This is a genomic window from Cryobacterium sp. PH31-AA6 (genome assembly GCF_030063195.1).
GTDB lineage: Bacteria > Actinomycetota > Actinomycetes > Actinomycetales > Microbacteriaceae > Cryobacterium.
The window spans coordinates 56,653-81,765 of the sequence record NZ_JASISS010000011.1 but is presented as its reverse complement, the minus strand read 5'-3'; the positions used below and the strand labels follow the sequence as shown (position 1 = coordinate 81,765).

The 25,113-nt window shown below is 69.5% G+C and carries 20 protein-coding genes; 3 read left to right on the top strand and 17 right to left on the bottom strand.

Annotated features, from left to right (window positions below):
- Positions 1–116 precede the first annotated feature (116 nt).
- The 8 genes from QMG61_RS09735 to QMG61_RS09700 form a co-directional block, all read right to left on the bottom strand.
- The gene (locus QMG61_RS09735) at positions 117–896 is read right to left on the bottom strand and encodes a DNA-formamidopyrimidine glycosylase family protein (RefSeq protein WP_283494148.1); all 780 of its coding nucleotides are present in this window, start codon (positions 894–896) and stop codon (positions 117–119) included.
- Positions 889–5,664 (bottom strand): Lhr family ATP-dependent helicase, encoded by a 4,776-nt coding sequence (locus QMG61_RS09730; protein WP_283494147.1) that lies wholly within the window; start codon positions 5,662–5,664, stop codon positions 889–891. The genes QMG61_RS09735 and QMG61_RS09730 overlap by 8 nt, the downstream gene beginning before the upstream one ends.
- A gap of 48 nt (positions 5,665–5,712) precedes the next feature.
- A complete protein-coding gene (locus QMG61_RS09725) occupies positions 5,713–6,507 on the bottom strand; it encodes an SseB family protein (RefSeq protein ID WP_283494146.1) in 795 nt (264 codons plus the stop codon).
- Positions 6,491–7,237 (bottom strand): bifunctional 1-(5-phosphoribosyl)-5-((5-phosphoribosylamino)methylideneamino)imidazole-4-carboxamide isomerase/phosphoribosylanthranilate isomerase PriA, encoded by a 747-nt coding sequence (gene priA / locus QMG61_RS09720; protein ID WP_283494145.1) that lies wholly within the window; start codon positions 7,235–7,237, stop codon positions 6,491–6,493. The genes QMG61_RS09725 and priA overlap by 17 nt, the downstream gene beginning before the upstream one ends.
- A 57-nt stretch (positions 7,238–7,294) precedes the next feature.
- Positions 7,295–7,927, bottom strand: coding sequence for an imidazole glycerol phosphate synthase subunit HisH (gene hisH / locus QMG61_RS09715; protein ID WP_283494144.1), 633 nt, complete (start codon positions 7,925–7,927; stop codon positions 7,295–7,297).
- Entirely contained in the window at positions 7,924–8,547 is a 624-nt protein-coding gene (hisB, locus tag QMG61_RS09710; protein WP_283494143.1) for an imidazoleglycerol-phosphate dehydratase HisB, read from the bottom strand. The genes hisH and hisB overlap by 4 nt, the downstream gene beginning before the upstream one ends.
- Positions 8,548–8,574: 27 nt before the next feature.
- A complete protein-coding gene (locus QMG61_RS09705) occupies positions 8,575–9,663 on the bottom strand; it encodes a histidinol-phosphate transaminase (protein ID WP_283494142.1) in 1,089 nt (362 codons plus the stop codon).
- 98 nt (positions 9,664–9,761) lie between these two features.
- The gene (locus tag QMG61_RS09700; RefSeq protein WP_283494141.1) at positions 9,762–10,199 is read right to left on the bottom strand and encodes a LysM peptidoglycan-binding domain-containing protein; all 438 of its coding nucleotides are present in this window, start codon (positions 10,197–10,199) and stop codon (positions 9,762–9,764) included.
- A 247-nt stretch (positions 10,200–10,446) separates the two neighbouring features.
- On the opposite strand from QMG61_RS09700, the gene lexA reads away from it, so the two are divergent.
- The gene (lexA, locus tag QMG61_RS09695; protein WP_283494169.1) at positions 10,447–11,184 is read left to right on the top strand and encodes a transcriptional repressor LexA; all 738 of its coding nucleotides are present in this window, start codon (positions 10,447–10,449) and stop codon (positions 11,182–11,184) included.
- Between the two features lie 121 nt (positions 11,185–11,305).
- Here the strand turns inward: lexA and metE are convergent, their stop codons facing one another.
- Positions 11,306–13,639 (bottom strand): 5-methyltetrahydropteroyltriglutamate--homocysteine S-methyltransferase, encoded by a 2,334-nt coding sequence (gene metE / locus QMG61_RS09690; RefSeq protein WP_283494140.1) that lies wholly within the window; start codon positions 13,637–13,639, stop codon positions 11,306–11,308.
- A 206-nt stretch (positions 13,640–13,845) separates the two neighbouring features.
- Positions 13,846–14,817 carry a methylenetetrahydrofolate reductase gene (locus QMG61_RS09685; protein WP_283494139.1) on the bottom strand — a complete coding sequence of 324 codons (972 nt, stop codon included), beginning with the start codon at positions 14,815–14,817 and terminating at the stop codon, positions 13,846–13,848.
- A 301-nt stretch (positions 14,818–15,118) separates the two neighbouring features.
- On the opposite strand from QMG61_RS09685, the gene QMG61_RS09680 reads away from it, so the two are divergent.
- Positions 15,119–16,690, top strand: coding sequence for an HNH endonuclease signature motif containing protein (locus QMG61_RS09680; RefSeq protein WP_283494138.1), 1,572 nt, complete (start codon positions 15,119–15,121; stop codon positions 16,688–16,690).
- On the opposite strand, the gene QMG61_RS09675 is transcribed toward QMG61_RS09680, so the two are convergent.
- Together QMG61_RS09675 and hflX are read right to left on the bottom strand one after the other, a co-directional pair.
- Positions 16,650–17,078 carry a hypothetical protein gene (locus QMG61_RS09675; protein ID WP_283494137.1) on the bottom strand — a complete coding sequence of 143 codons (429 nt, stop codon included), beginning with the start codon at positions 17,076–17,078 and terminating at the stop codon, positions 16,650–16,652. The two genes, QMG61_RS09680 and QMG61_RS09675, sit on opposite strands and share 41 nt — an antisense overlap.
- 79 nt (positions 17,079–17,157) lie before the next feature.
- A complete protein-coding gene (gene hflX, locus QMG61_RS09670; protein ID WP_283494136.1) occupies positions 17,158–18,696 on the bottom strand; it encodes a GTPase HflX in 1,539 nt (512 codons plus the stop codon).
- 42 nt (positions 18,697–18,738) lie between these two features.
- Between hflX and QMG61_RS09665 the strand changes: the two genes are divergently transcribed.
- Positions 18,739–19,350: a class I SAM-dependent methyltransferase gene (locus tag QMG61_RS09665; RefSeq protein ID WP_283494135.1), complete on the top strand. Its 612-nt coding sequence runs from the start codon at positions 18,739–18,741 to the stop codon at positions 19,348–19,350.
- A gap of 5 nt (positions 19,351–19,355) precedes the next feature.
- Here the strand turns inward: QMG61_RS09665 and dapF are convergent, their stop codons facing one another.
- The 5 genes from dapF to recA all read right to left on the bottom strand — a co-directional run bounded on the left by dapF (position 19,356) and on the right by recA (position 24,948).
- The gene (dapF, locus tag QMG61_RS09660; protein WP_283494134.1) at positions 19,356–20,237 is read right to left on the bottom strand and encodes a diaminopimelate epimerase; all 882 of its coding nucleotides are present in this window, start codon (positions 20,235–20,237) and stop codon (positions 19,356–19,358) included.
- 9 nt (positions 20,238–20,246) lie between these two features.
- The gene (gene miaA / locus QMG61_RS09655) at positions 20,247–21,218 is read right to left on the bottom strand and encodes a tRNA (adenosine(37)-N6)-dimethylallyltransferase MiaA (RefSeq protein WP_283494133.1); all 972 of its coding nucleotides are present in this window, start codon (positions 21,216–21,218) and stop codon (positions 20,247–20,249) included.
- A 4-nt stretch (positions 21,219–21,222) separates the two neighbouring features.
- Positions 21,223–22,848, bottom strand: a complete 1,626-nt coding sequence (miaB, locus tag QMG61_RS09650) for a tRNA (N6-isopentenyl adenosine(37)-C2)-methylthiotransferase MiaB (protein ID WP_283494168.1) — start codon at positions 22,846–22,848, stop codon at positions 21,223–21,225.
- Positions 22,849–23,041: 193 nt separating this feature from the next.
- Entirely contained in the window at positions 23,042–23,815 is a 774-nt protein-coding gene (locus tag QMG61_RS09645; RefSeq protein ID WP_283494132.1) for a regulatory protein RecX, read from the bottom strand.
- A 5-nt stretch (positions 23,816–23,820) separates the two neighbouring features.
- On the bottom strand, positions 23,821–24,948 hold the full coding sequence (gene recA / locus QMG61_RS09640) for a recombinase RecA (RefSeq protein WP_283494131.1): 1,128 nt from the start codon (positions 24,946–24,948) through the stop codon (positions 23,821–23,823).
- Positions 24,949–25,113 lie beyond the last annotated feature (165 nt).

Below are 25,113 nucleotides of genomic sequence, written 5' to 3'. Positions count from 1 at the left end.
GCCCCCTCCCCCTTCCTGCCCCAGCCTTCCCGGCGCGGTCCGCCGAACTGTGAGTTCGGCACGCTTTTCAGCCGGAAATGGGTGCACAACTCACAGTTCGGCGAGGTGGCTGGAGGTTAGGTCTGGCAGTGCGGGCACCAGAAGGTGTCGCGGAGCTCGAGCTCGGATCGGCCGAGCCGGCCGCGCTCGATGCGGGTGCCGCAGCGCCGGCAGGGCAGGCCGTCGCGGCCGAAGACCCAGCTCCGCGCGCCACGGCGGGTGTCGCCGGTGGTGACCCGATCCGTGCGGTCACGGTTGAAGAAGATCAGGCGGCGCGCCAGGGCCACCAGCGCCGGGACATCCGGCACCTCGCCTACCGGTCGGGTCGGCAGCAGTCCGCGCAGGAAGCACAGCTCGTTGACGTATTCGTTGCCGAGCCCCGCCAGGTTGGACTGGTCGGCGAGCGCCACGGCGACCGCGCGCTCCGGCCTGGATCTGATTCGGCGCACCGCCTCGGCGGCGTCCCAGTCTGGCCCGAGCAGGTCGGGGCCCAGATAGTCGAGCCTCGCGGACTCTTCTGCCAGTGGAAGCACCTCGAGCAGCCCGAGGTCGAAGCCCACGGCCACCCATTCCGCCGTCGCCAGCACGGCGCGGGCCCGGAACGCCGGGCGGCGCCAGGCGGTCCCCGGCCGGGAAAGCTGCCAGGCCCCCTCCATCTTCAGGTGCGAATGGATGCTGGCCTCCCCCACCCGGATCAGCAGGTGCTTGCCCCGGCTGGCCACCTCGTGCACCGTCTCGCCGGAAAGGTCAACGGTGGCGTACCGGGGCACGCGGAGGTCGCACCCGGTGAGCCGGGCACCGGCAAGAGCCGCGTCGAGGGTGCGGGCGGCTCGGTAGACGGTGTCACCCTCAGGCACGGAGCTTGAGTCCCCTCGGGGTGACGTCGAACCCCGCGGCCTGCAGCGCGTGACCGGCCGGGGTGCCGATCACGAAGACCCCGTTGACGGATTCGACGCCGAGCTTGACGACACGACCGGCGGCGACCGTGCGGGCCACGGACTGTGCCGCGGCCGCGAGGACAGCGTCGCCGATCGCGCCCGTATCGCCGGCGGCGAAGGCGAGAACGGACTTGCCGCCGCGCTCGATGTAGAGCACGAGGACACCGTCGACGATCACCACAAGGGCGCCGGCCTTGCGCCCCGGGCGGTGACTGGTGCCCTCCGGCAGGGCAGGCCAGGGCAGCACGGCGCCGTAGGGGTTGGCGGGGTCGGTGGCCGCCAGGGTGACGGCCACCGGCTCGGCGGGCGCCCCGGACCCGCGACCGAGCTCGACGAACGAGCGCAGCCGGTCGATCGTACCGACCGTGGCGAACTGCGCAGCGCCGAGGCCCTCGATGAAGTAGCCGCGCCGGCACCGGCCGACCTCCTCGAAACCGCGCAGGGTGCGGTAGACAAGCGAAAACCCACCGGTCACCCCTTCACCGGCCACGGCACCGCGGGTCACCACTCCGTAGCGTTCGAGCAGAGTCTCGCCGAGCGCGTGCGCACGCCGGGTGGGCGAGTCGTCGGCGACGGGCACGATCGACCAGCGGCCGGACACGGTCGGCGGTCCGCCACGCTGCGGCAGAGTCGGCCTGGCCAGGATGCGGCCACCGTGCAATCGGGCGCGTGGGGCCGGCCGGCGGGTGCTGTGCGCGGTGTGCCCGCCGGCGATGAGCGAGCGCACCGGCGCGAAGGTGTCGTTTCCGACGAGCCCGGCCCAGACCAGCTCCCACAACGCCAGGGTGAGCGCGGTGTCATCCTGGCTACCGACGGCATCGGCGAGCTGGCGGAAAAAGAACCCTCCCCCGCCGCCGAGCGTCGCGAGGATCTCCTGCTGTAGCGGGCTCGTCTCGAACGGGGATGGCGCCGGCAGGGTGAGCGGCGCCGTCTCGGTCAGGTGCAGGCTGATCCAGCCGTCGTTGCCGGCGAGGGTGCCTGCCCCTGACCAGAGCACCTCTCCTGAGTTGGTGAGTTCGTCGAGCATCGCCGGGCGGTAGTCGGCGACCCGGGCAGGCAGTACGAGGGATTCCCAGGCGGAGGCGGGGATCCGAGCCCCCTCGAGCTGCTCGATCACGGATGCGACGCCGTCGATCCCGCGGAGCCGGCCGCCGACGTGTTGCCAGACCGGCAGGAACCGCCCGACCGTGATCTGGTCGACGGGTTCGACCTCGTGCCGGAGCGCGGCGAGCGATCGTCGGCGCAGCCGCCGAAGCACCTCGGCGTCGCACCACTCGCTGCCGCTTTCGTTCGGACGGAACTCGCCCTCGACCACCCGACGCGCCCCGGCGAGGCGGCGGAGGGCCCCGAGTACGACGGCCGACCCCAGCCCGAAACGCTCGGCCACGTCCATGGTCGTGAACGGGCCGTGGGTGCGGGCATACCGGCTGACGAGGTCGCCGAGCGGGTCGGGCACCGGCTCGGTGAACGCGGCGGGCACCCCGATGGGGATGGGCACGCCGAGGGCGTCCCGCAGCCGGCTTGCGTCCTCGATCCCGGCCCACCAGTCCCGCCCGGCGTAGCTCACCCGGAGCACCCGTCTGGCGGCGACCAGCTCGAGCAGCCCGGCATCGGCGTTGAGCGTCGGGGTTCCACCCGGCACCTGACCGGTGTCGGGCTCGGTGTCGGTGTCGGTACCGGTGTCGGTGTCGGTACCGGTGTCGGTGTCGGTACCGGTGTCGGTGTCGGTACCGGTGCCGGTGCCCGGCCCGTGTCCGGCGGTGAGGCGGGCGGCGATCTCGGTCCGGGTCAGCGGGCCGAGGCCGCGGAGCAGATCGGCGATTCCCTCGACCCCCCTGGCCTTGCGGTCGTCGGTGAGCCGTTGCAGCTCGGCATCGGTCGCCTCGATCACCGCCGGATCGAGCAATTCCCGCAGCTCGACCCGGCCGAGAAGCTCGGCGAGCAGTCCGGAGTCGATCGACAGGGCGGTGGCCCGCCGCTCGGCGAGCGGGGAATCACCCTCGTACATGAAGGCCGCCACGTAGCCGAAGAGGAGCGTGCTCGCGAACGGGCTGGCGGTATCCGTGTGCACCTCGACCAGGCGCAGGGTGCGGTCGGCGATCCGCCTGGCCAGTCCGATCAGGGCGGGCAGGTCGTAGACGTCCTGCAGGCACTCGCGCACGGTCTCGAGGATGATCGGGAAGGTCGGGTATGTTCGCGCCACCTCGAGCAGTTGCGACGCCTTCTGCCGCTGCTGCCAGAGCGGCGACCGGGTGCCCGGGTTGTAGCGCGGGAGGAGGAGCGCCCGCGCGGCGCACTCCCGGAAACGCGAGGCGAACAGGGCGGAACCGCCGACCTCGTCGGTGACGAGCTGCTCAAGCTCGTCGGGGTCGAAGACGAAGAGGGCGGCGTCGGGGGGTTCGGAGTCGGTGTCGGGGATGCGCGCGACGATACCGTCGTCGCTGGCGACGCAGCCACCGTCGAGGCCGTAGCGTTCCCGCACCCGTGCCGCGACCGCCAGGGCCCAAGGAGCGTGCACCTTCATGCCGAAAGGGGAATGCATCACGACCCGCCAGTCGCCGAGCTCGTCGCGGAACCTCTCGACGACGAGGGTGCGGTCGGTCGGCAGGTGACTGGTCGCGGCACGCTGGTCGGCCAGGAAGGACAGCAAATTTGCCACCGCCCGGTCGTCGAGGCCACCCGCGGAACAGCGGGCCGCGGCCTCTGCGGCCGGAAGCGCGGAGACCTCCCGGATGAACGCCCCGATCGCCTCGCCGAGCTCGGCGGGGCGGCCCAGTCCGTCGCCCTTCCAGAACGGCAGCCGACCTGGTTCGCCGAACGCGGGAACAACGAGGACGCGGTCGTGGGTGATCTCCTGGATCCGCCAGCTGGTCGCACCGAGGGCGAACACATCGCCGACGCGGGACTCGTAGACCATCTCCTCGTCGAGTTCGCCGACCCGCCTCCCGCCGATCTGGTCACCGCCGACCATGAACACACCGAAGAGGCCGCGGTCGGGGATGGTGCCGCCGCTCGTCACGGCGAGCCGTTGGGCGCCGGGGCGCCCGGTGAGGGTACCGGCTTCCCGGTCCCAGACGATCCGCGGCCGGAGCTCGGCGAACTGGTCGGACGGGTAACGCCCCGCCAGCAGGTCGAGAGTCGCCTCGAACGCGGAGCGCGGCAGGGTGTGGAACGGCGCGCTCCGGCGAACAGAGTCGAACCAGTCCTCCACCTGCACCGGCTCGAGCGCCGTGACCGCCACGGTCTGCTGGGCGAGGATGTCGAGCGGGTTGGCCGGCACGGCCAGGGACTCGATCAGGCCGGCGACCATCCGTTCGGCGGCGACCGCCGCGTGGATGAGGTCGGCGCGATGCTTGGGGTAGATCACGCCGCGGGAGATCTCGCCGACCTGGTGGCCGGCCCGGCCGATGCGTTGCAGCCCGCTGGCGACCGACGGCGGGGACTCGACCTGCACGACCAGGTCGACGGCACCCATGTCGATGCCGAGCTCCAGACTGGAGGTGGCCACGACGCACCGGAGCCGCCCGCTCTTGAGATCGTCCTCGATCATGGCCCGTTGGTCGTGACTGACCGAACCGTGGTGGGCACGGGCCAGCACGGGTTCCGCCCCCTCGCTCTGGCCGCTGCCGCCCATGAGTTCGGCCGGCGGGCGCGACGCCGCCCGCTCGGTCGGTCGGGCATCCGGTGCCGGCGCGTCGCCGCCGGGCTCGGGAGTCGCCTCGGCGTCCTGCAGGCGCGCGGTGTAGATCTCGTTGAAGCGCGCGGTGAGGCGCTCGGCCAGCCGCCGGGAGTTGGCGAACACGATCGAGGACGAGTGCGCGAGCACCTCGTCGACGATCGCCTCCTCCACGTGCGGCCAGATCGACCCGGTCTGCGGTGCGGAGGCGGCAGCCTGGCCCTCCCTCGGTTCGACCGGGCCGACCTGGCTCATGTCGTCGACGGGAACCACCACGCGCAGGTCGAACCGTTTGCCGGCTTCGGGCGAGACGATCTCGACGGCCGCGGCACCGCCGAGGAAACGCGCCACCTCCGAGGCCGGACGCACGGTGGCCGACAGCCCGATCCGCTGCGCCGGGGTGGCGAGCAGGTCGTCGAGCCGCTCGAGCGAGAGGGCGAGGTGTGCGCCACGCTTACTGGCGGCCACAGCGTGCACCTCGTCGATGATCACCGTGTCGATGCCGCGCAGGGATTCGCGCGCGGCGGAAGTGAGCATGAGAAACAGTGACTCGGGCGTGGTGATCAGAATGTCGGGCGGCGCCTTGACGAGGCGCCGCCGCTCGGCGGCCGGGGTGTCGCCGGAGCGCACGCCGACGGTGACCTGGGGTGGCTCGAGCCCGAGGCGAAGCGCCGCCTGGGTGATCCCGACGAGCGGGGCACGCAGGTTGCGCTCCACGTCGACGCCGAGCGCCTTCAGCGGCGAGATGTAGAGCACGGTGGTCGTGGGAACTCTGGGCGCGGGCGACCCCGGCCCGGCCCGGTCGGGACCCTCGGCGCCAGAGGCGAGCCGGTCGATCGCCCAGAGGAACGCGGCGAGGGTCTTCCCCGAGCCGGTTGGAGCCACCACGAGCGCGTGCGAGCCGCGGCTGATGGCGTCCCAGGCGCCGAGCTGGGCCGGGGTGGGCGCCGTGAACGCCTCACCGAACCACGCGCGAGTGGCCGGTGAGAAGCGTTCAAGCACCTCGGTCATGGCACTATCCTCCCCGAAACCTGCGACACGTGCCCTTTTCTCGGAAGCCTAAGCGGACCCGCTGAGCTGCACCCGGAGCGAATCCACCTGGGTGGCGATGACGTCGCTGGCGGACCAGCGGGCGGCGAGCCTGGCGAGTGTGGCGTCCAGCTCGACCTGGGTGAGTCCGTCGACCAGGATCAGGCGCACGATCAGTTCGGGGCCGGCCAGCCTGGCCTCCGTGTCTCCCGCGGTCAGGTCGATGCCGAGCACCGACAGCTCGGTGGCGATTGACGAGGCGAAGGCATCCGCAACCTGCCGGCTCGCGTAGCTCGGCGTCCACGGCTTGGACTGGGCGATGGCCCAGAGGGCGGGGCGCCGGATGACGAATTCGGTCTCGGCGGTGGGGTCGAGCACGACGAGGTCGGTGTTCTCCTGTGCGGCGGCCAGCGCGACCCGCACGCCGTCCGAGGGCACCGGCCGGGCCTCCGGGTTCCACGACCGCATCGCAGCGGCGGAGGAGAACACGGGCAACACGCTCCGGCCGTCCGGGCCCGCCACGGTGATGATCGAAAGTTCCTGGGTCTTGTCGATGACCAGCCCGGTCGGTCCGACGCCGGCGTCGCCGAGGGCGGTCAGCAGCGGGATGAGCAGTCGTGAGCTGCGGATGGCGTCGACGACGCTCTCCTCCCCCGCCTCGCGGTCCCGGAAGCGCACCAGTGCGGCGAGGAGTGAGGCGGGGGCGGAACCGTCATCGTCGTCGTGGACGTTCGCCAGGAATTCCCGGCCGGCCCACGGCTGTCCGGCCGAGTCTGTGGGTCCGGCCGGTTCGCCGGTGGAGCCGAGGTTACGCGCCGGCGACATCCAGCGCCTCGCCCAGGGTGAATGCGCCCGCGTAGAGCGCCTTGCCCACGATCGTGCCCTCGAGGCCGAGCGGGACGAGCTCGCGGAGCGCGGCGATGTCGGCGAGGCTGGAGATGCCGCCGGATGCCACGACCGGTCGGTCCGTGCGCTCCATCACCTGGCGGAGAAGCTCGATGTTCGGGCCCTGCAGGGTGCCGTCCTTGGTGACGTCGGTGACGACGTAGCGCGCGCAACCGGCGTCTTCGAGTCGGGCGAGGACCTGCCACAGGTCGCCGCCGTCCTTCGTCCAGCCTCGGGCCGCGAGGGTCGTCCCCCGCACGTCCAGTCCGACCGCCACGGCGTCGCCGTGCTCCGCGATCACCCGAGCGGCCCACTCCGGGTCTTCGAGCGCCGCGGTGCCGAGGTTGATCCTGCTGACGCCTGCTCCGAGGGCTGCCGCGAGAGACGCGTCGTCACGGATGCCGCCGGAGAGTTCGATCCGCACCCCGGTCACCTCGCGGATCACGTTGCGGATCACCTCGGTGTTGTTGCCGCGGCCGAACGCCGCGTCCAGGTCGACGAGGTGGATCCACTCGGCGCCCTGGCGGGCCCAGTCGAGGGCCGCGTCGACCGGGTCGCCGTAGTTGGTCTCGGTGCCGGCCTCGCCCTGGGTCAGACGCACGGCCTTGCCCCCGGCCACGTCGACGGCGGGCAGGAGAACGAGACGCGGGGTGGGGGAAAGCTCAGTCATGGGGGTCCTCAGTTCGGGGTGGGCGTGTGGCGGCGTCCGGTGCAGACAATGGCGAGGCTAGTCGCGGAGCGACCCAAGCCAGTTGGAGAGCAGACGGATGCCCGCCTCACCGGACTTCTCCGGGTGGAATTGTGTGGCCGACAGCGGGCCGTTCTCAATCGCGGCCAGGAACGGGACACCGTGCTCGGCCCAGGTCAGCCGAGGCTTCGGGAACGGCGGCATGACGTCGAGGGTCCACTCTTGCGCCGCGTAGGAGTGCACGAAGTAGAACCGTTCCTCTTCGATCCCCCGGAACAAGACCGAGCTCTCGTCGGGCGTGACCGTGTTCCACCCCATGTGCGGCAGGATCGGCGCGTCGAGGCGGGTGACGGTGCCCGGCCATTCGCCCAGGCCCTCCGTGTCGACACCGCGTTCCACGCCGTGTTCGAAAAGAACCTGCATGCCCACGCAGATGCCGAGGACAGGACGCCCACCGGCGATTCGGCGATCGACGATCTCGTCCCCATGCACCGCCTTCAACGCGGCCATGACCGCGCTGAACGCGCCGACGCCCGGAACGACCAGTCCGTCGGCTTCGAGGGCCACCGTGCGGTCGCTGGTGAGGGTGACGTCCGCACCGGCGAGCTCGAGGGCCTTGACGGCCGAGTGAACGTTGCCGGTGCCGTAGTCGAAGACGACGATTCGGCTCACAACGCGCCCTTCGTCGACGGGATGCCGGAGACGAGGGGGTCGAACGCCTTCGCCTGACGGAAGGCGCGCGCGAATGCCTTGAACTCGGCCTCGGCGATGTGGTGCGGGTCCCGGCCGCCCTGAACGGTGATGTGCACGGTCAGGCCGGCGTTGAAGGTGATCGCCTCGAAGACGTGGCGCACCATCGAGCCGGTGAAGTGTCCACCGATCAGGTGGAATTCGAAACCGGCCGGCTCGCCGAGGTGCACCAGGTATGGGCGGCCGGAGATATCGACGACGGCCTGAACGAGGGCCTCGTCAAGCGGCACGAGAGCGTCGCCGTAACGGGAGATGCCTGATTTGTCGCCGAGGGCCTGGCGGATCGCCTGACCGAGCACGATACCGATGTCCTCCACCGTGTGGTGAACATCGATTTCAATGTCGCCGCGGGCGCGCACGGTGAGGTCGGTCAACGAGTGCTTGGCGAACGCCGTGAGCAGGTGGTCATAGAACGGGACGGAGGTCTGGATGTCGGAGACTCCCGTGCCGTCGAGGTTGAGCGTCAGCTCGATGCTCGACTCGCTGGTCTCGCGCTCCAGGTGGGCGACGCGGGGCGAGGAGGTAGTGGGAGGCAGGCTCATATCCAACAGTTTATTGGGCCGGGCGGCTCAGTGCTGCGCGAGCCCCGCCAGCGCCGTGAGGAAGGCACTCGTCTCCGCCTCCGTGCCCGCCGTGACGCGCAGGTGCCCGGGGATCCCGACGTCGCGCACGAGGATGCCCTCGGCCAGCAGCGCTTCGAAGGTGCCCCGGGGGTCCTCCACTCCGCCGAAGAGCACGAAGTTGCTCGCGCTGCGCAACGGGCGGTAGCCGAGGGCAGTCAACTGCGTGACCAGACGGTCGCGCTGGCCACGAATATCGTCGACCATGGCGAGCATCTCGGGGGTGTGCGCCAGTGCAGCGACGGCCGCCGCCTGGGTGAGCGCGGACAGGTGGTACGGCAGGCGCACCAGGCGGAGGGCATCCGTCACCGCCGGATCCCCGGCAAGGTAGCCCACGCGCGCGCCGGCGAAAGCGAACGCCTTGCTCATGGTGCGGGAGACCAGGAGCCGTTCACGTCCGGGCAGCAGCGTGAGCGCGCTCGGCGTGTCGGCCGGGCCGAATTCGGCATAGGCCTCGTCGACGACGACGATCCCGTCGGTCGCGTCGTAGACGGCCGCGATCGTGTCGAGTGAGAGCGGCGTTCCGGTGGGGTTGTTCGGGGAGCAGAGGAAGACGAGGTCGGGTGTCACCTCGTCGACCCACGCCTTGGCGGTCGCGGGAGTCAGCTCGAAGTCGGCGTCTCTGGTACCGGCGACCCAGCGGGTTCCGGTGCCGGAGGCGAGGAGGGAATACATCGAGTAGGTCGGCGCGAAGCCGAGGACCGACCGTCCCGGGCCACCGAAGGCCTGCAGCACCTGCTGCAACACCTCGTTGGAACCGTTCGCGGCCCAAATGTTCTCCCTGGTCAGCCCGTGACCGAGGTAGCGGGCGAGGGACTCCCGCAGTTCGGTGAACTCACGGTCGGGATACCGGTTGATCGTGCGAATGGCTTCGGCCAGCGCGGCCGCGATGTCCCCGGCCACGGCTTCGGGGATGCCGTGCGTGTTCTCATTCACGTTGAGAGCAACCGGAACGTGCAGCTGCGGCGCTCCATAGGGGGTGAGTCCGCGCAGATTATCGCGGAGGGGCAGGTCGTTGAGACTGGTCACTTCCCCCATGTTACCGGCGGAGACTGGGGCGTTCCCCCTCAGCCGCGGTGGCTCAGGCCCGGGGACCCAATCAGACCCTGTGGCCCGGCGGCGTCAAGTCGCTGGCTTCAGAACGTGTTCGGGAGAGCCAGACGCTGACCGGGCTGGACGTTCTCCGAGGGCAGCTGGTTCAGGCTCACGATCTCGGCGATCACGTCACGAGGGTCGGAGGTGGGGGCGATGGTCTCGGCCAACTGCCAGAGGGACTGGCCCGACCGGATGGTGACGTAGTCGAAGGCGGTGGCGACGCCGGCGACGGTGTTCGCCCCCAGGTGTGCCCCGATGTTGGCCCCCTCGGCCGCGGCGATCCCGCCGTTGAGGGCGAGGGCCAGGGCGACGGCGGCGATCGGGATTGCCGCCAGCGTCGTGAAGACGACGCGCCCGCGCCGGGTGAGATGGAGTCTGGTGCGGCCGGAGTGCGTGTCGATGCCGGCGCGGTCGCCGATCGTGTTCGTGCCGATGACGGTCGTTCCGCCGAATGCAGTCATTCCGAGTGCAGTGCTCATGTCGAACCTCCTGTGTAAAAACGCATCCGACCCTCGGCCGGGAGAGCCGGATGCGAACCTATGTTCCGAATGTATATTCGATTCTTCGAACAATCAAGAGATAAATCCGTAGAATCCCAAAAAAGATCACGACACACTCGAATGAATGTTTGTTTATCGGACCCGAGATGGATACAGTTTCGATTGTCTGGTGTCAATCAACCAGACACCACCGACATTCGGGTTTGACGGCGGTTTTGACCGCCAGATGACCCGGTTCACCGAGACGAGGAGCGACATCGTGACGCAGGACACCAGCGGTCCCCGCGACAAGGGCGGCACCAGGCGCCGCAAGAGCCTGAGCGAGAAGCAGCTCGCGATCCTCGATGTGATCCAGCGCTCGGTGAGCCAGCGCGGCTATCCGCCGAGCATGCGTGAGATCGGCGACGCGGTCGGTCTCTCGTCGCTCTCGAGCGTCACCCATCAGCTCAACCAGCTCGAGCTGAGCGGGTACCTTCGTCGCGACCCGAACCGGCCCCGGGCGCTCGAGGTGCTGATCGAAATTCCGCGGTCCCCGGAAGATGTCCCTGCCGGCGGTGCGGAAAGCTATCAGTCGGGGGTTCAGGTCGGCGACGCGGCCATGGTGCCGCTGGTCGGCCGGATCGCGGCCGGCGTGCCGATCATGGCCGACCAGCAGATTGACGAGATCTTCCCGCTCCCCCGCCAGCTGGTGGGCAAGGGCGAGCTGTTCATGCTCAAGGTCGTCGGCGAGTCAATGATCGACGCCGCAATCTGCGACGGCGACTGGGTCGTCGTCCGGCAGCAGAAGACGGCCGAGAACGGCGAGATCGTCGCGGCCATGCTCGATGGCGAGGCGACGGTCAAGGTCTTCCGCCAGCGCGACGGCCACACCTGGCTGCTCCCGCGCAACACTAATTTCGAACCCATCGTCGGCGACCATGCCGAAATCCTGGGCAAGATCGTGGCGGTGCTCCGATCGGTCTGACCGCCCCAGGCCTCAGTGCTCTGCGCCTCAGCGCCCCGCGCCTCAGCGCCCCGCGCCGATAGCTGTGGTGCAGGGAACGGCCCTGTCGGCATTCCGACAGGGCCGTTCCGTATGCCGTCGGCTACGCGGGGACGACCGCGCCGATGCGCTCGCGTACGGCGCTGGTGGCGGCCACCATGTTGTGCAGGGACTCGACCGTCTCGGTGTATCCCCTGGTCTTTAAGCCGCAGTCCGGGTTGACCCAGACCTGTCGCTCGGGAATCGACTCCAGGGCGCGGTCGAGCAGGTCGGTGATTTCGCCGATGCTCGGCACGCGCGGCGAGTGGATGTCGTAGACGCCCGGGCCGATGCCGTGGTCGAACCCGCCGGCCTCGATGTCGGCGACGACCTCCATCCGGGAGCGCACGGCCTCGATGCTCGTGACATCCGCGTCGAGATTGCGGATGGCGTCGATCACGACCCCGAACTCGGAGTAGCAGAGGTGGGTGTGGATCTGGGTGGCGTCGTTCGCCCCGGCCGTCGCAAGCCGGAATGAGCCGACCGACCAGTCGAGGTAGTCGGCGTGGTCCTTCGTCTTGAGCGGCAGGAGTTCGCGCAGAGCCGGCTCGTCGACCTGGACGATTCGGATGCCTGCGGCCTCGAGATCGGTGATCTCGTCCCGGAGGGCGAGGGCGACCTGCGTCGCAGTGTCCGCCAGAGGCTGGTCGTCACGTACGAACGACCAGGCCAGGATCGTGACCGGCCCCGTGAGCATGCCCTTGACCGGCTTGCGGGTCAATCCCTGGGTGTACGTGGACCAGGCCACGGTGATCGGGCGCGGCCGGGACACATCACCCCAGAGAATCGACGGGCGCGTGCATCTGCTGCCGTAGGACTGCACCCAGCCGTTCTCGGTGACCGCGAAGCCGTCGAGCTGCTCGGCGAAGTACTGCACCATGTCGTTGCGTTCCGGTTCACCGTGAACGAGCACGTCGAGTCCGATTTCCTCCTGCAGCGCGACGACCCGGGCGATCTCCGCCTCCATCAGGCGGCGGTAGTCCTCATCGGTGAGCGCACCGGTCAGATGCCGGGCCCTGGCGCGACGGATGTCCCCGGTCTGCGGGAAGGATCCGATGGTCGTTGTCGGCAGCAGAGGCAGGTCCAGCGCGCAGGCCTGGGCGTGGAGCCGCGCCTGGTAGTCGCCGCGGCTGTAGTCGGCTTCGGTCAGTGTGGCGGCGCGGGCACGCACGGACCCATCTCGCACGCCCGGAGCGGCGCGGCGGGCGTCCCGCGCATCCGCTGCCGCCGCCAGTTCGGCCGCAATGGCGGCGCGGCCCTCGGTGAGGCCGCGAGCCAGGGTTGCCACCTGGCCGACCTTCTGGTCGGCGAAGGCAAGCCACCCCGCGAGGTGCTCGTCGAGCCTGGTCTCGTCGTCCACATTGTGCGGGACGTGGAGCAGGGAGGTGGAGGTGGAAACGGTCACCCGCCCGGCCAGGCCGGAGAGGCGCTGCGCCACGTCGAACGCGCCGGCCAGGTCGCCGCGCCAGATGTTGTGGCCGTCGATCACCCCGGCGACGAGGGTCTTCGCCGCGAGTCCGGGGGTCGCGTGCGGCACGTCGCCCCGCACGAGGTCGAGCCCGATGGCATCGACCCGGGTTAGGGCGAGCACCGGCAGCGCGTCGTCGAGACTGCCGTAGGGCGCCGCGACGAAGATGGCCGGCCGGGTGTCGAGGGCACCGAGTGAGGCATAGGCCCGTTCCAGCGCGGCGAGGGCGTCCTCCCTCGGCGCGTCGAGGCTCTCGCTGACCAGGGCCGGCTCGTCCAACTGAACCCATTCTGCTCCCGCGTCGGCGAGGCGTCCCAACAGTGCGGCGTATACCGGGAGCAGGTCGTCGAGGCGCTCCAGCGGGGAGAACCCGGTGGGTGCCTCGTCGCTGGCCTTGCTCAGCAGGAGGAACGTGACGGGGCCGACGATCACCGGTCGGGTGATGTAGCCGGCCGCCTTCGCCTCGGCGAATTCCCGCACGATGCGGTCGCTGGAGAGAGAGAAAACGGTTTCCGGGCCGATCTCGGGCACGAGGTAGTGATAGTTGGAGTCGAACCACTTCGTCATCTCCAACGGCAGATTGTCGCCCTCCCCGCGGGCGAGCGTGAAGTACCCGGCGAGATCGATGCTGCCTTCGGAGTCCACCAGCGAGGCGTAGCGGGTGGGCACCGCCCCGACGGTGCACAGGGCGTCGAGCACCTGGTCGTAGAACGAGAACGATCCGGGGATCGACGAGTCGCCGGCGTGGAGACCGAGCTCGACCAGGCGTTCCCGGGTGGCCTGGCGGAGTGCCACGGCGGTGTCCTCAAGTTCTGCGGCGGTGGTTGTGCCGGCCCAGAACGATTCGACGGCCTTCTTGAGCTGGCGGCGGGGTCCGATCCTCGGGTAGCCGAGGATGGTGCCGGTGGGGAATGGGGTGGGAGAGGTCATGGTGATTCCTTTGCGGATATGGGGCGGATGACGCAGGGCTGTTCGGTTCGATGCCTGCCGGCGCCGGCGCAGTTTCGGCGCGCCGGTATCTCCGAGGCGTATGCGGGGCGTTCGGAAGGAAGGGAGGGAAGGGAGGGAAGGAAGGGAAGGAAGGAAGGAAGGAGTGCACGGGTGACGGCCGGGACTGCGCCGCCGCCGAGACCGGGTTACCCGCGCGTCGGGACTTCCGTGGGCGCACTGAGCAGCCCGCAACCGTCGAGTACCTCGAGCACGGTCTCGTGTTGGTTGAAGGCGTAGAGGTGGAGGCCGGGAGCGCCGCCCTTGATCACCTGGTCGGCGAGATCCACGGCGTGACGGATGCCGATCTCACGCTGACCCTCCTTCGTCGGCTCGACTTCGAGTGATATCGACAGATCGGCGGGAAGCTGTTCACCGGACAGCTCGACGATCCGGCGGAGGCGAGCAGGGCTGGTCACCGGCATGATGCCGGGCAGGATCGGAAAGAGAACGCCGGCCTCCCTCGCCCGCTGGGCGAAGCTCAGGTAGTGATCGGCGTGGAAGAAGAGCTGCGTGATACCGAGGTTCGCGCCCGCGGCCTGCTTGGCGAGCAGGGTGTCGATGTCCTGCGTCGAGGAGCGTGAGCGCGGGTGCCCGTTCGGGAACGCCGCCACGGTGATGCGCACCTTGTCGCGCCCGGCCTTGACCGCGCGGGCGGCGGGGATACCGGGAATGATCGACTCCCGGTAAGGCGACCGCTCGGCCTGCACCCGATGGATGAGCTGCACGAGTTCGGCGGCGCTGCCGAAGTCCCCCAGGAACGCGTCGCCCTCCTTTGTCCCCGCCGGGGGGTCGCCGCGCAGGGCGAGGAAACTACGCACCCCCGCGTCGAGGAACTCCCGGATCAGCCGATTAGCCTCCTCGTGGGTGGAGCCCACGCAGGTGAGGTGGGCCATGGCCTCGACGTTCGTGGTGCGCAGGATGCGGCTGAGCACGTCGAGCGACGAGCGACGGGATGATCCGTTGGCCCCGTAGGTGACGGAGAGGAAGTCGGGTCCGGCGGCCGCGAGATGCTCGATTGTCGTGTCGAGAGCCGCAGCGGCGGCATCCGACTTGGGCGGATACAACTCGAAGGAGAAGGGGATGCGCCGGGTGACGGCGGGGTCCGATGTAGTGGACATTCGTTCCTCATTCGACAGATGCCAGTGCGTGCACTGATATGGCCGGGCGGCCGCGGACCGCCAGGACGTCCTGGCGGGTGTTCGCGGGCGGATGCCGGGCTCGGCTGTCGCTCCATGCCGCTAAGGAGAACCTCGGCGGCAACGATTGAATGTGACTCTAGCAACGCTTCCCGGGGGTCGCCAGACTGTGACTTTATGTGTCGAACCCCGGCTCCTCGACCTCGAACACAGCAACGATATTCAGTCCAATATTACCTGAGCAACTCTCGCTTTCCTGTTCGATTTGCGGTACACTGGGGTCATGGCAGCAGCCTCAGCCCCGCAGTCACCAGCCGCCCCGGCCGGAGCGGCAATCCCGCCCGCGTTCGGCGGCCCCCAGTCATTCGACCCTGAAGCGTCCGGCCCGGACACGTCCGGCCCGGCGCAGTTGATCGCCCGGGCACGCGACCTGGTCGCGGCCGCGCTGGACCCGATCGTGTTCGGTGTCCTCAGTGACACGGATGCGGTCGCGGTCCTCGGCGCGGTCGAAGACCTCGGCCGCCGGGTCGACGCGGCCCGCGTCGGCGCCGCCGCGGAGGTCGGCGCCCGGGCCCGGAACGGGCTGGGTCATGACTCGTTGGCGTGGAAACTGGGCTGTCAGGGTCAGGTCGATCTGATCACCCGGGTGACCCGGGTCTCCGGCCGGGAAGCCACCCGCCGGCTTCGCCTGGGTGGGAATGTGGCCGAGCGGGTGAGCGTGGGCACGATACTGCCCCCGTACTTCCCAGCCGTGGCCGCAGGCCTGGCATCCGGGGCGCTCGGCGTCGACGCGGCCGAGACGATCGTGGCCGCCCTCGACCAGGTCAGCCCGCGGGTCGCGCCCGATGATCTCTCCGCCGCCGAACGCGCCCTGGTCGCCTCCGCGTCCGGGGCGATCACCGACGAAACCCGTGGTTTGCCCGGGGCGGGCTTCGCGTTCCCCGCAGACCTCGTCCGGGGTTTGGCCGCCCAGTGGCAGGCCCGCCTCGACCCCGACGGGGCCGCCCCGAGCGAATCCCTCCTCGAGCCGCGCAGCACCGTCGGGTTCGGCCGCCTCACCCGCGGGGTGTACCCGTTGCGGGGAGCGGTCACCGCAGACCTCCGCGGGATCCTCAACGGGGTCTTCGACACCTACCTCTCCGCCCGAGCCACCCCCGCGTTCCCGACCGAGAACGAACAGGCCCTGATCCAGGCCGGGGAACTCATCCCCGGCGCCGACCACGCCGCCCGCACCGATGACCGCACCGGCGGCGAGAAACGAGCGGACATCCTCCGCGGCGTGTTCACCGCCGCCGCCCGCCACCCCGACACCCCGAAAATGGGCGGTGCCGCCCCCACTGTGATGGTCCACATCAACGCAACCGACCTCCTGGCCGAGACCGGCGTCGGCTGGATCGACGGCGTCGAGGCGCCCGTGTCCCTCCGCACCGTGAAACAACTCATCTGCACCGGCGGCTACCAGAAGATCCTCTTCGGCGAGAACGGGGACGTGCTCTACCTCGGCACCAAAGAACGCTTCTTCAGCACCGCCCAACGCCGCGCCATCACCGCCCGCGACGGCGGCTGCATCATCCCCGGCTGCCCCATCGCCGCCCACTGGTGCGAAGTCCACCACGTCATCCCCTGGCAAAAACACGGCACAACCGACATCGACAACGGTGTCCTGTTGTGTTGGTACCACCACCACAGCATCGACACCTCAGGCTGGCGAATCCGGATGATCCGCGGCAAACCCCAGGTCGCCGCCCCCGCCTGGGCCGGCACCACCACCACCTGGATCCCCGGCGCCACCCACCGCGCCCAACACCCCACCCTCACCCCGGTCTCGACAGGCTCGGCCACCGGGCCAGGCTGACCCGCCGGGTCTCGACGGGCTCGACCACCGGGCCAGGCTGACCGTCCGCGAGGGTCTCGACAGGCTCGACCACCGGGCCAGGCTGACCGTCCGCGAGGGTCTCGACAGGCTCGACCACCGGGCCAGGCTGACCGTCCGCGAGGGTCTCGACAGGCTCGACCACCGGGCCAGGCTGACCGTCCACGAGGGTCTCGACAGGCTCGACCACCGGGCCAGGCTGAGCGTCCACGAGGGTCTCGACAGGCTCGACCACCGGGCCAGGCTGAGCGTCCGCGAGGGTCTCGACAGGCTCGACCACCGGGCCGGGCTGAGCGTCCGCGAGGGTCTCGACGGGCTCGACCACCGGGCCGGGCTGAGCGTCCGCGAGGGTCTCGACGGGCTCGACCACCAGGCGGCTCGACCACCGGGCCAGGCTGAGCGTCCGCGAGGGTCTCGACAGGCTCGACCACCGGGACAGCGGGGTCCGGTCAGGCGCTGACGGCGGGGCGCACGATGAACGGGCCGAACTGGGCCTGGATGTCGGGGGTGACCAGTGCCGTCACCACGGTTCCGGTTTCGGCGTATTCCGTCGAGAGGACCTGCCCCTGGTCATGCAGCACGGCGATGAGGTCACCGCGCTCGTAGGGAATGAGCAGGCTGAGTTCGATCGATGGGCGCGGCAAGAGGTCTGACATGGCCGCGAGCAGCTCGTCGACGCCTTCCCCGGTGCGGGCGGAGACGAAGATGCCCTGGGGCCAGAGTCCGCGCAGCACGAGCCGGTCGTCCTCGCCGACAAGGTCGCTCTTGTTGAAGACGACGATTTCGGGGTTGTCCCTGGCGCCGACCTCGCCGATGACCTCGCGTACGGTCGCCAGCTGGCTGGCTGGATCGGGGTGGGAGGCGTCGACGACGTGCACGATGACGTCGGCGTCGGCCACTTCCTCCAGGGTCGAACGGAACGCCTCGACCAACTGGTGCGGCAGGTTGCGAACGAAACCGACGGTGTCGGTGAGGGTGTACAGGCGCCCGTCGGCCGTTGTGGACTTGCGCACGGTGGCGTCCAGGGTGGCGAAGAGGGAGTTCTCGACGAGCACGCCGGCACGGGTGATCCGGTTGAGCAGGCTGGACTTGCCGGCGTTCGTGTAGCCGACGATGGCGACGGACGGCACGGAGTTGCGTTTACGGTTGGCGCGCTTGGCCTCGCGTGCCGGCTTCATCTCGAGGATCTGCTTGCGGAGCCGGGACATCCGGGTGTGGATGCGGCGACGATCCAGTTCGATCTTCGTTTCACCTGGCCCGCGGGAGCCCATGCCGGCGCCGGCGCCGCCGACCTGCCCACCGGCCTGGCGGGACATCGAGTCGCCCCAACCGCGCAGGCGCGGCAGGAGGTATTCAAGCTGGGCGAGTTCGACCTGCGCCTTGCCCTCCCGGCTCTTCGCGTGCTGGCTGAAGATGTCGAGGATGACGGCCGTGCGGTCGATGACCTTGACCTTGACGACGTCTTCGAGCGCGCGTCGCTGGCTGGGGGCGAGTTCGGTGTCGGCGATCACGGTGTCGGCGCCCATCGCCTTGACGATCCCGGCGAGTTCCTCGGCCTTGCCCTTGCCGAGATAGGTGCTGGCGTCGGGTTTGGCCCGGCGCTGCATCAGCCCGTCGAGCACCGTCGCGCCCGCCGTTTCGGCGAGGGCGGCGAGCTCGCGCATCGAGTTCTCGGCGTCGGCGACGGTCCCCTGGGTGTAGAGGCCAATCAGGACGACGTTTTCGAGCCGCAGCTGCCGATACTCGACCTCGGTGACGTCTTCGAGTTCGGTGGAGAGGCTCGGTACCCGGCGGAGCGCATTGCGGTCCTCGCGGTCCTGCTGCACGCCGTCGTGGCCCTCGCCGGAATCCGATGCGGAGGAGTCCGCCTGCAGCGCCTGCGCGGAGCCGCTCCGGAATAGCGAATAGCCAGCGGCTTTACTCTCGGCGCTGGCCAGGACGCGTGCTACCACATCGTCATCGTCGTCGTGCTCGGTTGGCTCAATCATCGCTTTAACCTTAGTTCCTCGAAGCACGATAGGTTCCCTACTATGGCCTCAGACCACTACTTCACCCCGGCACCTGACAGCACCCTGAAACTCAGGCAGATCACTGTTTCGCTGGGCGGCGAGGACCGGCAGCTGACAACCGCAAATTCGGTCTTCAGCCCCGACCACATTGACACCGGCACCCAGGTGCTGCTCGGGCATGCCCCGACACCGCCACCCGGCGGCGACTTCCTCGACCTCGGTTGCGGCTGGGGGCCGATCAGCCTGCACCTGGCCATCAATTCCCCCCGCGCCACGATCTGGGCGGTCGACGTGAACGAGCGTGCTCTTGACCTCGTGCGGTTGAACGCGGACAAGCTCGGCCTGACCAACGTCACGGCGGTACTGCCGGATCAGGTGCCTGCCCACGTCAGTTTTCGCACGATTTGGTCGAACCCGCCGATCCGGGTGGGCAAGGTCGAACTGCACAACCTCCTGCACACCTGGCTGCCGCGCCTCGAGCCGGATTCGGATGCCTGGTTGGTCGTGCAGCGCAACCTCGGCTCCGATTCGCTGCAGCGCTGGCTCGACGGAGACCTGCCCGACGACTTCGCGACGAGCCGGCACGCGATCAGCAAGGGCTTTCGGGTGTTGCGGGTCAAACGCCACGCCTGACGGGCTCAGGCCAGGCGGAAGACCCCGTCGAAGACCAGTTCGGCCGGGCCGGACAGTGACACGTGCTCGCCGTCCTCGGTCGGGAACATGCGCACGCCGACCACGCCACCTCTGACCTCGACTCGCCACTGGTTGGGCGCTCCGGCTCCGGCCCAGTGCCGGGTCGCAAGGGCGGCCGCGGCGGCGCCGGTGCCGCAGGACAGGGTCTCGCCACTGCCGCGCTCGTGCACGCGCATCCGGATCCGGCCGACGCCGTCGACGACAAGCGGGTCATTCGGCACGACGAATTCGATGTTCGCACCGGCGGCGGGTTCCGGGTCGAGTTGAGGCACGAAGCTGAGGTCGGCGTGCTCGAGCTCGGCGTCGTCGGCGAGGGCGACGACGACGTGCGGGTTGCCCACGTTGATGCCGAGGCCCGGCCGGGCGACGGCGAGGTTCTTCGCCCGCACGAGCGGTTCGCCGCCGTCGAGCTTCCACCGGCCGAGATCGACCTGGTAGCCGGTTCCGCTGCGCTGCACGTCGCGCACTCCCCCACGGGTGCCGATGTTCAGGGTCTCCCCGCCGCCGAGCGTGGCCAGGCCCTGTTCGATCAGGAACCGGGTGTAGACCCGGATGCCGTTGCCGCACATTTCCGAGACGGTGCCGTCGGCGTTCCAGTAGTCCATGAACCACTCGGCCTGGTCGTCTTCGACCAGCGCGGCCGCACCGGCGTCGAGGCTGCGCGAGCGCACCGCCCGGATGATGCCGTCGCCGCCGATGCCGAACCGGCGGTCGCAGACGGCGCTGATCTGGTCGGGCGTGAGGTTGATCAGGCCGTCAGGGTCGGCGAAAAGCACGAAATCGTTGCCCGTGCCGTGGCCTTTGGTGAAATTCAGATCCAGTCCCATCGCTCCAGTTTAGGAGGGCGGAACGGCCGGCACTCCACCGTCGATCCGATCGAGCGCCTGCTGCACTCGGTCGGCGGCGGCCGAGTCGATCCAGTGCGTGTGCGGGGAGCGCTTGAACCAGCTCACCTGCCGCCTGGCATACCGCCGGGTGAACTGCTGGGTCTGCTCGATCGCCTCGGCGCGGGTCAGGGTTCCACGCAGCTCGCCGAGGGCCTGCGCGTAGCCGATGGCACGGCTGGCGGTCACGCCGGTCTCGATGCCCGCGGGAATCAGCGCCTCGACCTCGTCGGTCAGCCCGGCGGCCCACATTCCGGTGACGCGGGCGTCGAGGCGTGCCGTGAGCTCCTCCCGGGGCGAGCGCAGGCCGAGCGTGATGCTCGGCCGCCAGTAGACCGGTGCCCCGGGCAGGGCGGCGGCGTGCGGTGCCCCGGTCAACTCGACCACCTCGAGCGCGCGCACGAGCCGACGGCCGTTGCTCGCGCCGATCCGGACGGCGGCCTCCGGGTCGACGACCTTCAACCGGGTGTAGAGCACGCCGGGCCCCAGCTCGGTCAGTTCGGCCTCCAGCCGCGCCCGGAGCACGGGGTCGGTGCCCGGGAACTGGAAGTCGAAGACGACGGAGGACACGTACAGCCCGGAGCCGCCGACGAGGATGGGCACGGCTCCGCGCGAGCTGATCTCGGTGATCGCCGCCCTGGCCTCGATCTGGTAGCGGGCCACGGTGGCCTCGTCGGTCACGGCCAGCACGTCGAGCAGATGGTGCGGGATGCCGCGGCGCTCGGCCACGGTCAGCTTGGCGGTGCCGATGTCCATCCCGCGGTACAGCTGCATCGCATCCGCGTTGACGATCTCCGCGGGCGTCCCGCCTGCGGCGAGGCGTTCGGCCAGGTCGAGGGACAGGTCGGACTTGCCGGTCCCGGTCGGACCGACGACGACGACGAGTCCCGGGTCGGCACCGGTCGCCCTACCGTGGTCGTGCACCCGGTTAGCGCTCCCCGTCGGTGACGTCGTAGATCGGGGTCGTCGAGACCTCGCTGCGCGCCGACCCGGTCGATCCTGTCGGCTGGGCGCGGCTCGACGGCAGGCCCAGTGTCGGCATTCCGAGGGAGACCGCGCCGCCCGAGGCGGACGCGCCGCCGTGGCTGGGCACGCCACAGGCCTCCGCCTCGGCACGGTCCCACGCGTCACCGGCGCTGGTACGTCGGATCCGCAGCGGGGTGCCGTCGGCCGAGTCGGCGATCAGGTGGAAGGGCGCGGCCTGCGTCACCGTCACGGTGACGACGTCGCCGGGCCGCGGCAGTTCCGAACCCGCCGGAACGTCGAAGTGCACCAGCCGGCTGTCGGGGGCGCGCCCGCTCAGCCGGTGGGTGTGCGCGTCCTTGCGCCCCTCACCGTTGGCGACGAGCAGCTCGACCTCGCGGCCGATCACGGACTGGTTCTCCTCCCAGGAGATGCGTTCCTGGAGCGCGGCAAGACGCTCGTAGCGGTCCTGAACGACCTCCTTGGGCACCTGGTCGGCCATGGTCGCCGCGGGGGTGCCCGGCCGGATCGAGTACTGGAAGGTGAAGGCGGTCGCGAACCTGGCCTGTTCGACCACGCGGAGGGTCTCCTGGAAGTCCTCCTCGGTCTCGCCGGGGAAGCCGACGATGATGTCAGTGCTGATCGCCGCGTGTGGCATCTGGGCGCGCACCCGATCGAGGATTCCGAGGAACTTCGCCGAACGGTAGGAGCGCCGCATGGATTTGAGGATGCGGTCGGAGCCGGACTGCAGGGGCATGTGCAGTTGCGGCATGACGGCGGGAGTCTCGGCCATGGCGTCGATGACATCATCGGTGAATGCGGCGGGGTGCGGGCTGGTGAACCGGATGCGTTCCAGCCCCTTGATCCGTCCGGCGGCGCGAAGCAGCTTGCCGAACGCGAGACGGTCGCCGAACTCGACCCCGTAGGAGTTGACGTTCTGACCGAGCAGGGTGACCTCGATGGCGCCGTCGTCAACGAGTGACTGGATCTCAGCGAGGATCTCGCCGGGGCGACGATCCTTCTCCTTGCCGCGCAGGGCCGGGACGATGCAGAAGGTGCAGGTGTTGTTGCAGCCGACCGAGATGGACACCCAGCCGCTGTAGCTGGAGTCGCGCTTGGTCGGCAGGGTCGACGGGAACGTCTCCAACGCCTCGAGGATCTCGAGCTGGGCCTCGCCATTGTGGCGAGACCGTTCGAGCAGACTGGGCAGTGATCCCATGTTGTGCGTGCCGAACACGACGTCGACCCAGGGCGCCTTGGCCAGGATCACATCCTTGTCCTTCTGGGCGAGGCAGCCGCCCACGGCAATCTGCATGCCCTCGTGGCGACGCTTCACCGAGGCGAGCTGGCCGAGGTTGCCGTAAAGCTTGTTATCGGCGTTCTCACGCACGGCGCAGGTGTTCAGCACGACGATGTCGGCCTCGTCGCCCTCCGCGGGCACGTAGCCGGCCGCCTCGAGCGAACCACTCAGCCGTTCCGAATCGTGCACGTTCATCTGACAGCCGAAGGTGCGCACCTCGTAGGTGCGGGCACGGCCGGCCGCGTCCCTGGCCGCCGTCGACGGCGCGATCAGCGTGCGGGTGCGGGTCATCGGGTCGTCGTCGGTGGCTGCGGCTCGGCTCAGAGTCAGGGAGCCGGAAGAATCGGATGCGGGGGTGCTGCGGGTCATAGTGGCCTCAGTTTACGCGTGCAACCCTGAATGCTGGATTGGACGTCCCGGCACTGCCTGGGCAGCACCGGGACGGAGAGGACGGTTGGCAACGCGGGACCGGCGAAACGGGGTGCTACCGAAACCGTACCTTGGAGGCCCCGCCGGAGCCCGACCGGGAGGCCAGCGCCGCTTTCACGGCCAGGCGAACCGCGGACGAGGCGTAGCCCTTGCGCATCAGGAACCCGGTGAGGCGACGGTCGATGGTCTGGTCGTCGAGGCGCCCCAGTTGCTGCACCCGCTTGCAGGCCAGCTCAATCGCCCGTTCCGCCTCGTCGTCGGGAAGCTCTTCGAGCTTCTCGAGGATCAGGTCCTGGTCGAGGCCGCGTCGACGCATCTCGGCCTGCACACCGGAGCGACCCAGCCCCTTGCGCTCGTGGTGACTGTGCAGGATCTGGTCGGCCAGCCGGCCCTCGTCGATGTAGCCGAGTTCGGAGAAGCGTTCGATGACCTCGTCGATCTCGTGTTCGGCGATCTCGGTGCCGATGAGCACGGTGCGGGACTCCGTCGCGGACAGGGAGCGTGCGCGAAGGCGTTGCAGCAGAACCTGTTCCGCGTGCTCCCGTTCGACCGCGGCTTCGGCTTCGGCTTCAACGTCGGCTTCGGCTTCGGCTTCAACGTCAGCTGACCAGGACGCGGCCTCCGACAGTTCGACCACGGAATCGGGGTCCCCGGCAGGAACAGCCCTCCGGAGGTAGGTCACCGGGGCGAGTGACCCGTCGGCAACATCGGATGCGTTCGAGCCGGCCGATTCGTCGATGGACCCCGACCGTGCCGCGGCGCGTTCCTTGCTCCTGGCCCTGGCCGCGCTGATCGGTGTGACCTCGTCGGCCGGCTCGAAGTGCACCATTCCGGCTACGCTCCCTTGCGGGCGGCGAGCTTCACGGGAACCTTAACGTCGAGGCCGGCCTCCTTGGCCGCGGCGGCCGCGGTGGCCGCGGCAGCAGCGTCGGCCGCGATCTGGGCCTTCTTCGCCGCAGCACCCTCCGGGCCGACCCCGAGCTTGAAGAGGATCTTCTTCTCGATTTCATTGGCCATATCGGGGTTCTTGAGCAGGAAGTTACGGGAGTTCTCCTTGCCCTGACCGAGCTGGTCGCCGTCGTAGGTATACCAGGCCCCGGACTTCTTCACGATGCCCTGGTCGACGCCAAAGTCGATCAGGCTGCCCTCACGTGAGATTCCGATGCCGTAGATGATGTCGAACTCGGCCTGCTTGAACGGCGGCGCCATCTTGTTCTTGACGACCTTGACCCTGGTGCGGTTACCCACGGCTTCGGTGCCGTCCTTCAGAGTCTCGATGCGCCGGATGTCCAGGCGGACCGACGCGTAGAACTTGAGCGCCTTTCCACCGGCGGTGGTTTCCGGGCTGCCGAAGAACACGCCGATCTTTTCGCGCAGCTGGTTGATGAAGATCATGGTGGTGTTGGTCTGGCTGAGGCCACCGGTGAGCTTGCGCAGCGCCTGGGACATCAGTCGGGCCTGGAGTCCGACGTGGGAATCACCCATCTCGCCCTCGATCTCGGCGCGGGGCACCAGAGCGGCGACGGAGTCGATCACGATGAGGTCGATCGAGCCACTGCGCACGAGCATGTCGGCGATCTCGAGTGCCTGCTCGCCGGTGTCGGGCTGGGAGACGAGGAGGGCGTCGATATCGACGCCGAGCTTCCTGGCGTATTCGGGGTCGAGGGCGTGCTCCGCGTCGATGAAGGCGGCGATTCCGCCGCCCTTCTGCGCGTTGGCGATGGCGTGCAGGGTGAGCGTGGTCTTTCCGGAGGATTCCGGGCCGTAGATCTCGACGATGCGACCGCGCGGGAGCCCGCCAATGCCCAGCGCGACGTCCAGGGCGATGGAGCCGGTGGAAATGGTCTCGACCGGGGCGCGTTCGTCGCTGCCCAGACGCATGACCGAGCCCTTGCCGAACTGGCGATCAATCTGGGCGAGGGCGTTGTCGAGCGCCTTTTCGCGGTCTGCTGCTGATGCCATGGTGGACTCCTTCGGTCGTGCGTTTCGGCGCCTATAGGCTGTCGACCGCGACCGCCGGGAAGACCCCGGGTGCCGTTCTCGACAAGGCATTTCGCTGTCTGTCTCTAACGAAAACCGACTGTACGCCGCACCCCCGACACTGGCCGGAAGCGGCGGCGAACGTGG

Coding starts and splice junctions, on each gene's coding strand:
- QMG61_RS09730 (WP_283494147.1), bottom strand. CDS start 5,664: ATGACCGAGGTGCTTGAACGCTTCTCACCGGCCACTCGCGCGTGGTTC.
- QMG61_RS09725 (WP_283494146.1), bottom strand. CDS start 6,507: ATGTCGCCGGCGCGTAACCTCGGCTCCACCGGCGAACCGGCCGGACCC.
- priA (WP_283494145.1), bottom strand. CDS start 7,237: ATGACTGAGCTTTCCCCCACCCCGCGTCTCGTTCTCCTGCCCGCCGTC.
- hisB (WP_283494143.1), bottom strand. CDS start 8,547: ATGAGCCTGCCTCCCACTACCTCCTCGCCCCGCGTCGCCCACCTGGAG.
- QMG61_RS09705 (WP_283494142.1), bottom strand. CDS start 9,663: ATGGGGGAAGTGACCAGTCTCAACGACCTGCCCCTCCGCGATAATCTG.
- QMG61_RS09700 (WP_283494141.1), bottom strand. CDS start 10,199: ATGAGCACTGCACTCGGAATGACTGCATTCGGCGGAACGACCGTCATC.
- lexA (WP_283494169.1), top strand. CDS start 10,447: ATGACCCGGTTCACCGAGACGAGGAGCGACATCGTGACGCAGGACACC.
- metE (WP_283494140.1), bottom strand. CDS start 13,639: ATGACCTCTCCCACCCCATTCCCCACCGGCACCATCCTCGGCTACCCG.
- QMG61_RS09685 (WP_283494139.1), bottom strand. CDS start 14,817: ATGTCCACTACATCGGACCCCGCCGTCACCCGGCGCATCCCCTTCTCC.
- QMG61_RS09680 (WP_283494138.1), top strand. CDS start 15,119: ATGGCAGCAGCCTCAGCCCCGCAGTCACCAGCCGCCCCGGCCGGAGCG.
- hflX (WP_283494136.1), bottom strand. CDS start 18,696: ATGATTGAGCCAACCGAGCACGACGACGATGACGATGTGGTAGCACGC.
- QMG61_RS09665 (WP_283494135.1), top strand. CDS start 18,739: ATGGCCTCAGACCACTACTTCACCCCGGCACCTGACAGCACCCTGAAA.
- dapF (WP_283494134.1), bottom strand. CDS start 20,237: ATGGGACTGGATCTGAATTTCACCAAAGGCCACGGCACGGGCAACGAT.
- miaB (WP_283494168.1), bottom strand. CDS start 22,848: ATGACCCGCACCCGCACGCTGATCGCGCCGTCGACGGCGGCCAGGGAC.
- QMG61_RS09645 (WP_283494132.1), bottom strand. CDS start 23,815: ATGGTGCACTTCGAGCCGGCCGACGAGGTCACACCGATCAGCGCGGCC.
- recA (WP_283494131.1), bottom strand. CDS start 24,948: ATGGCATCAGCAGCAGACCGCGAAAAGGCGCTCGACAACGCCCTCGCC.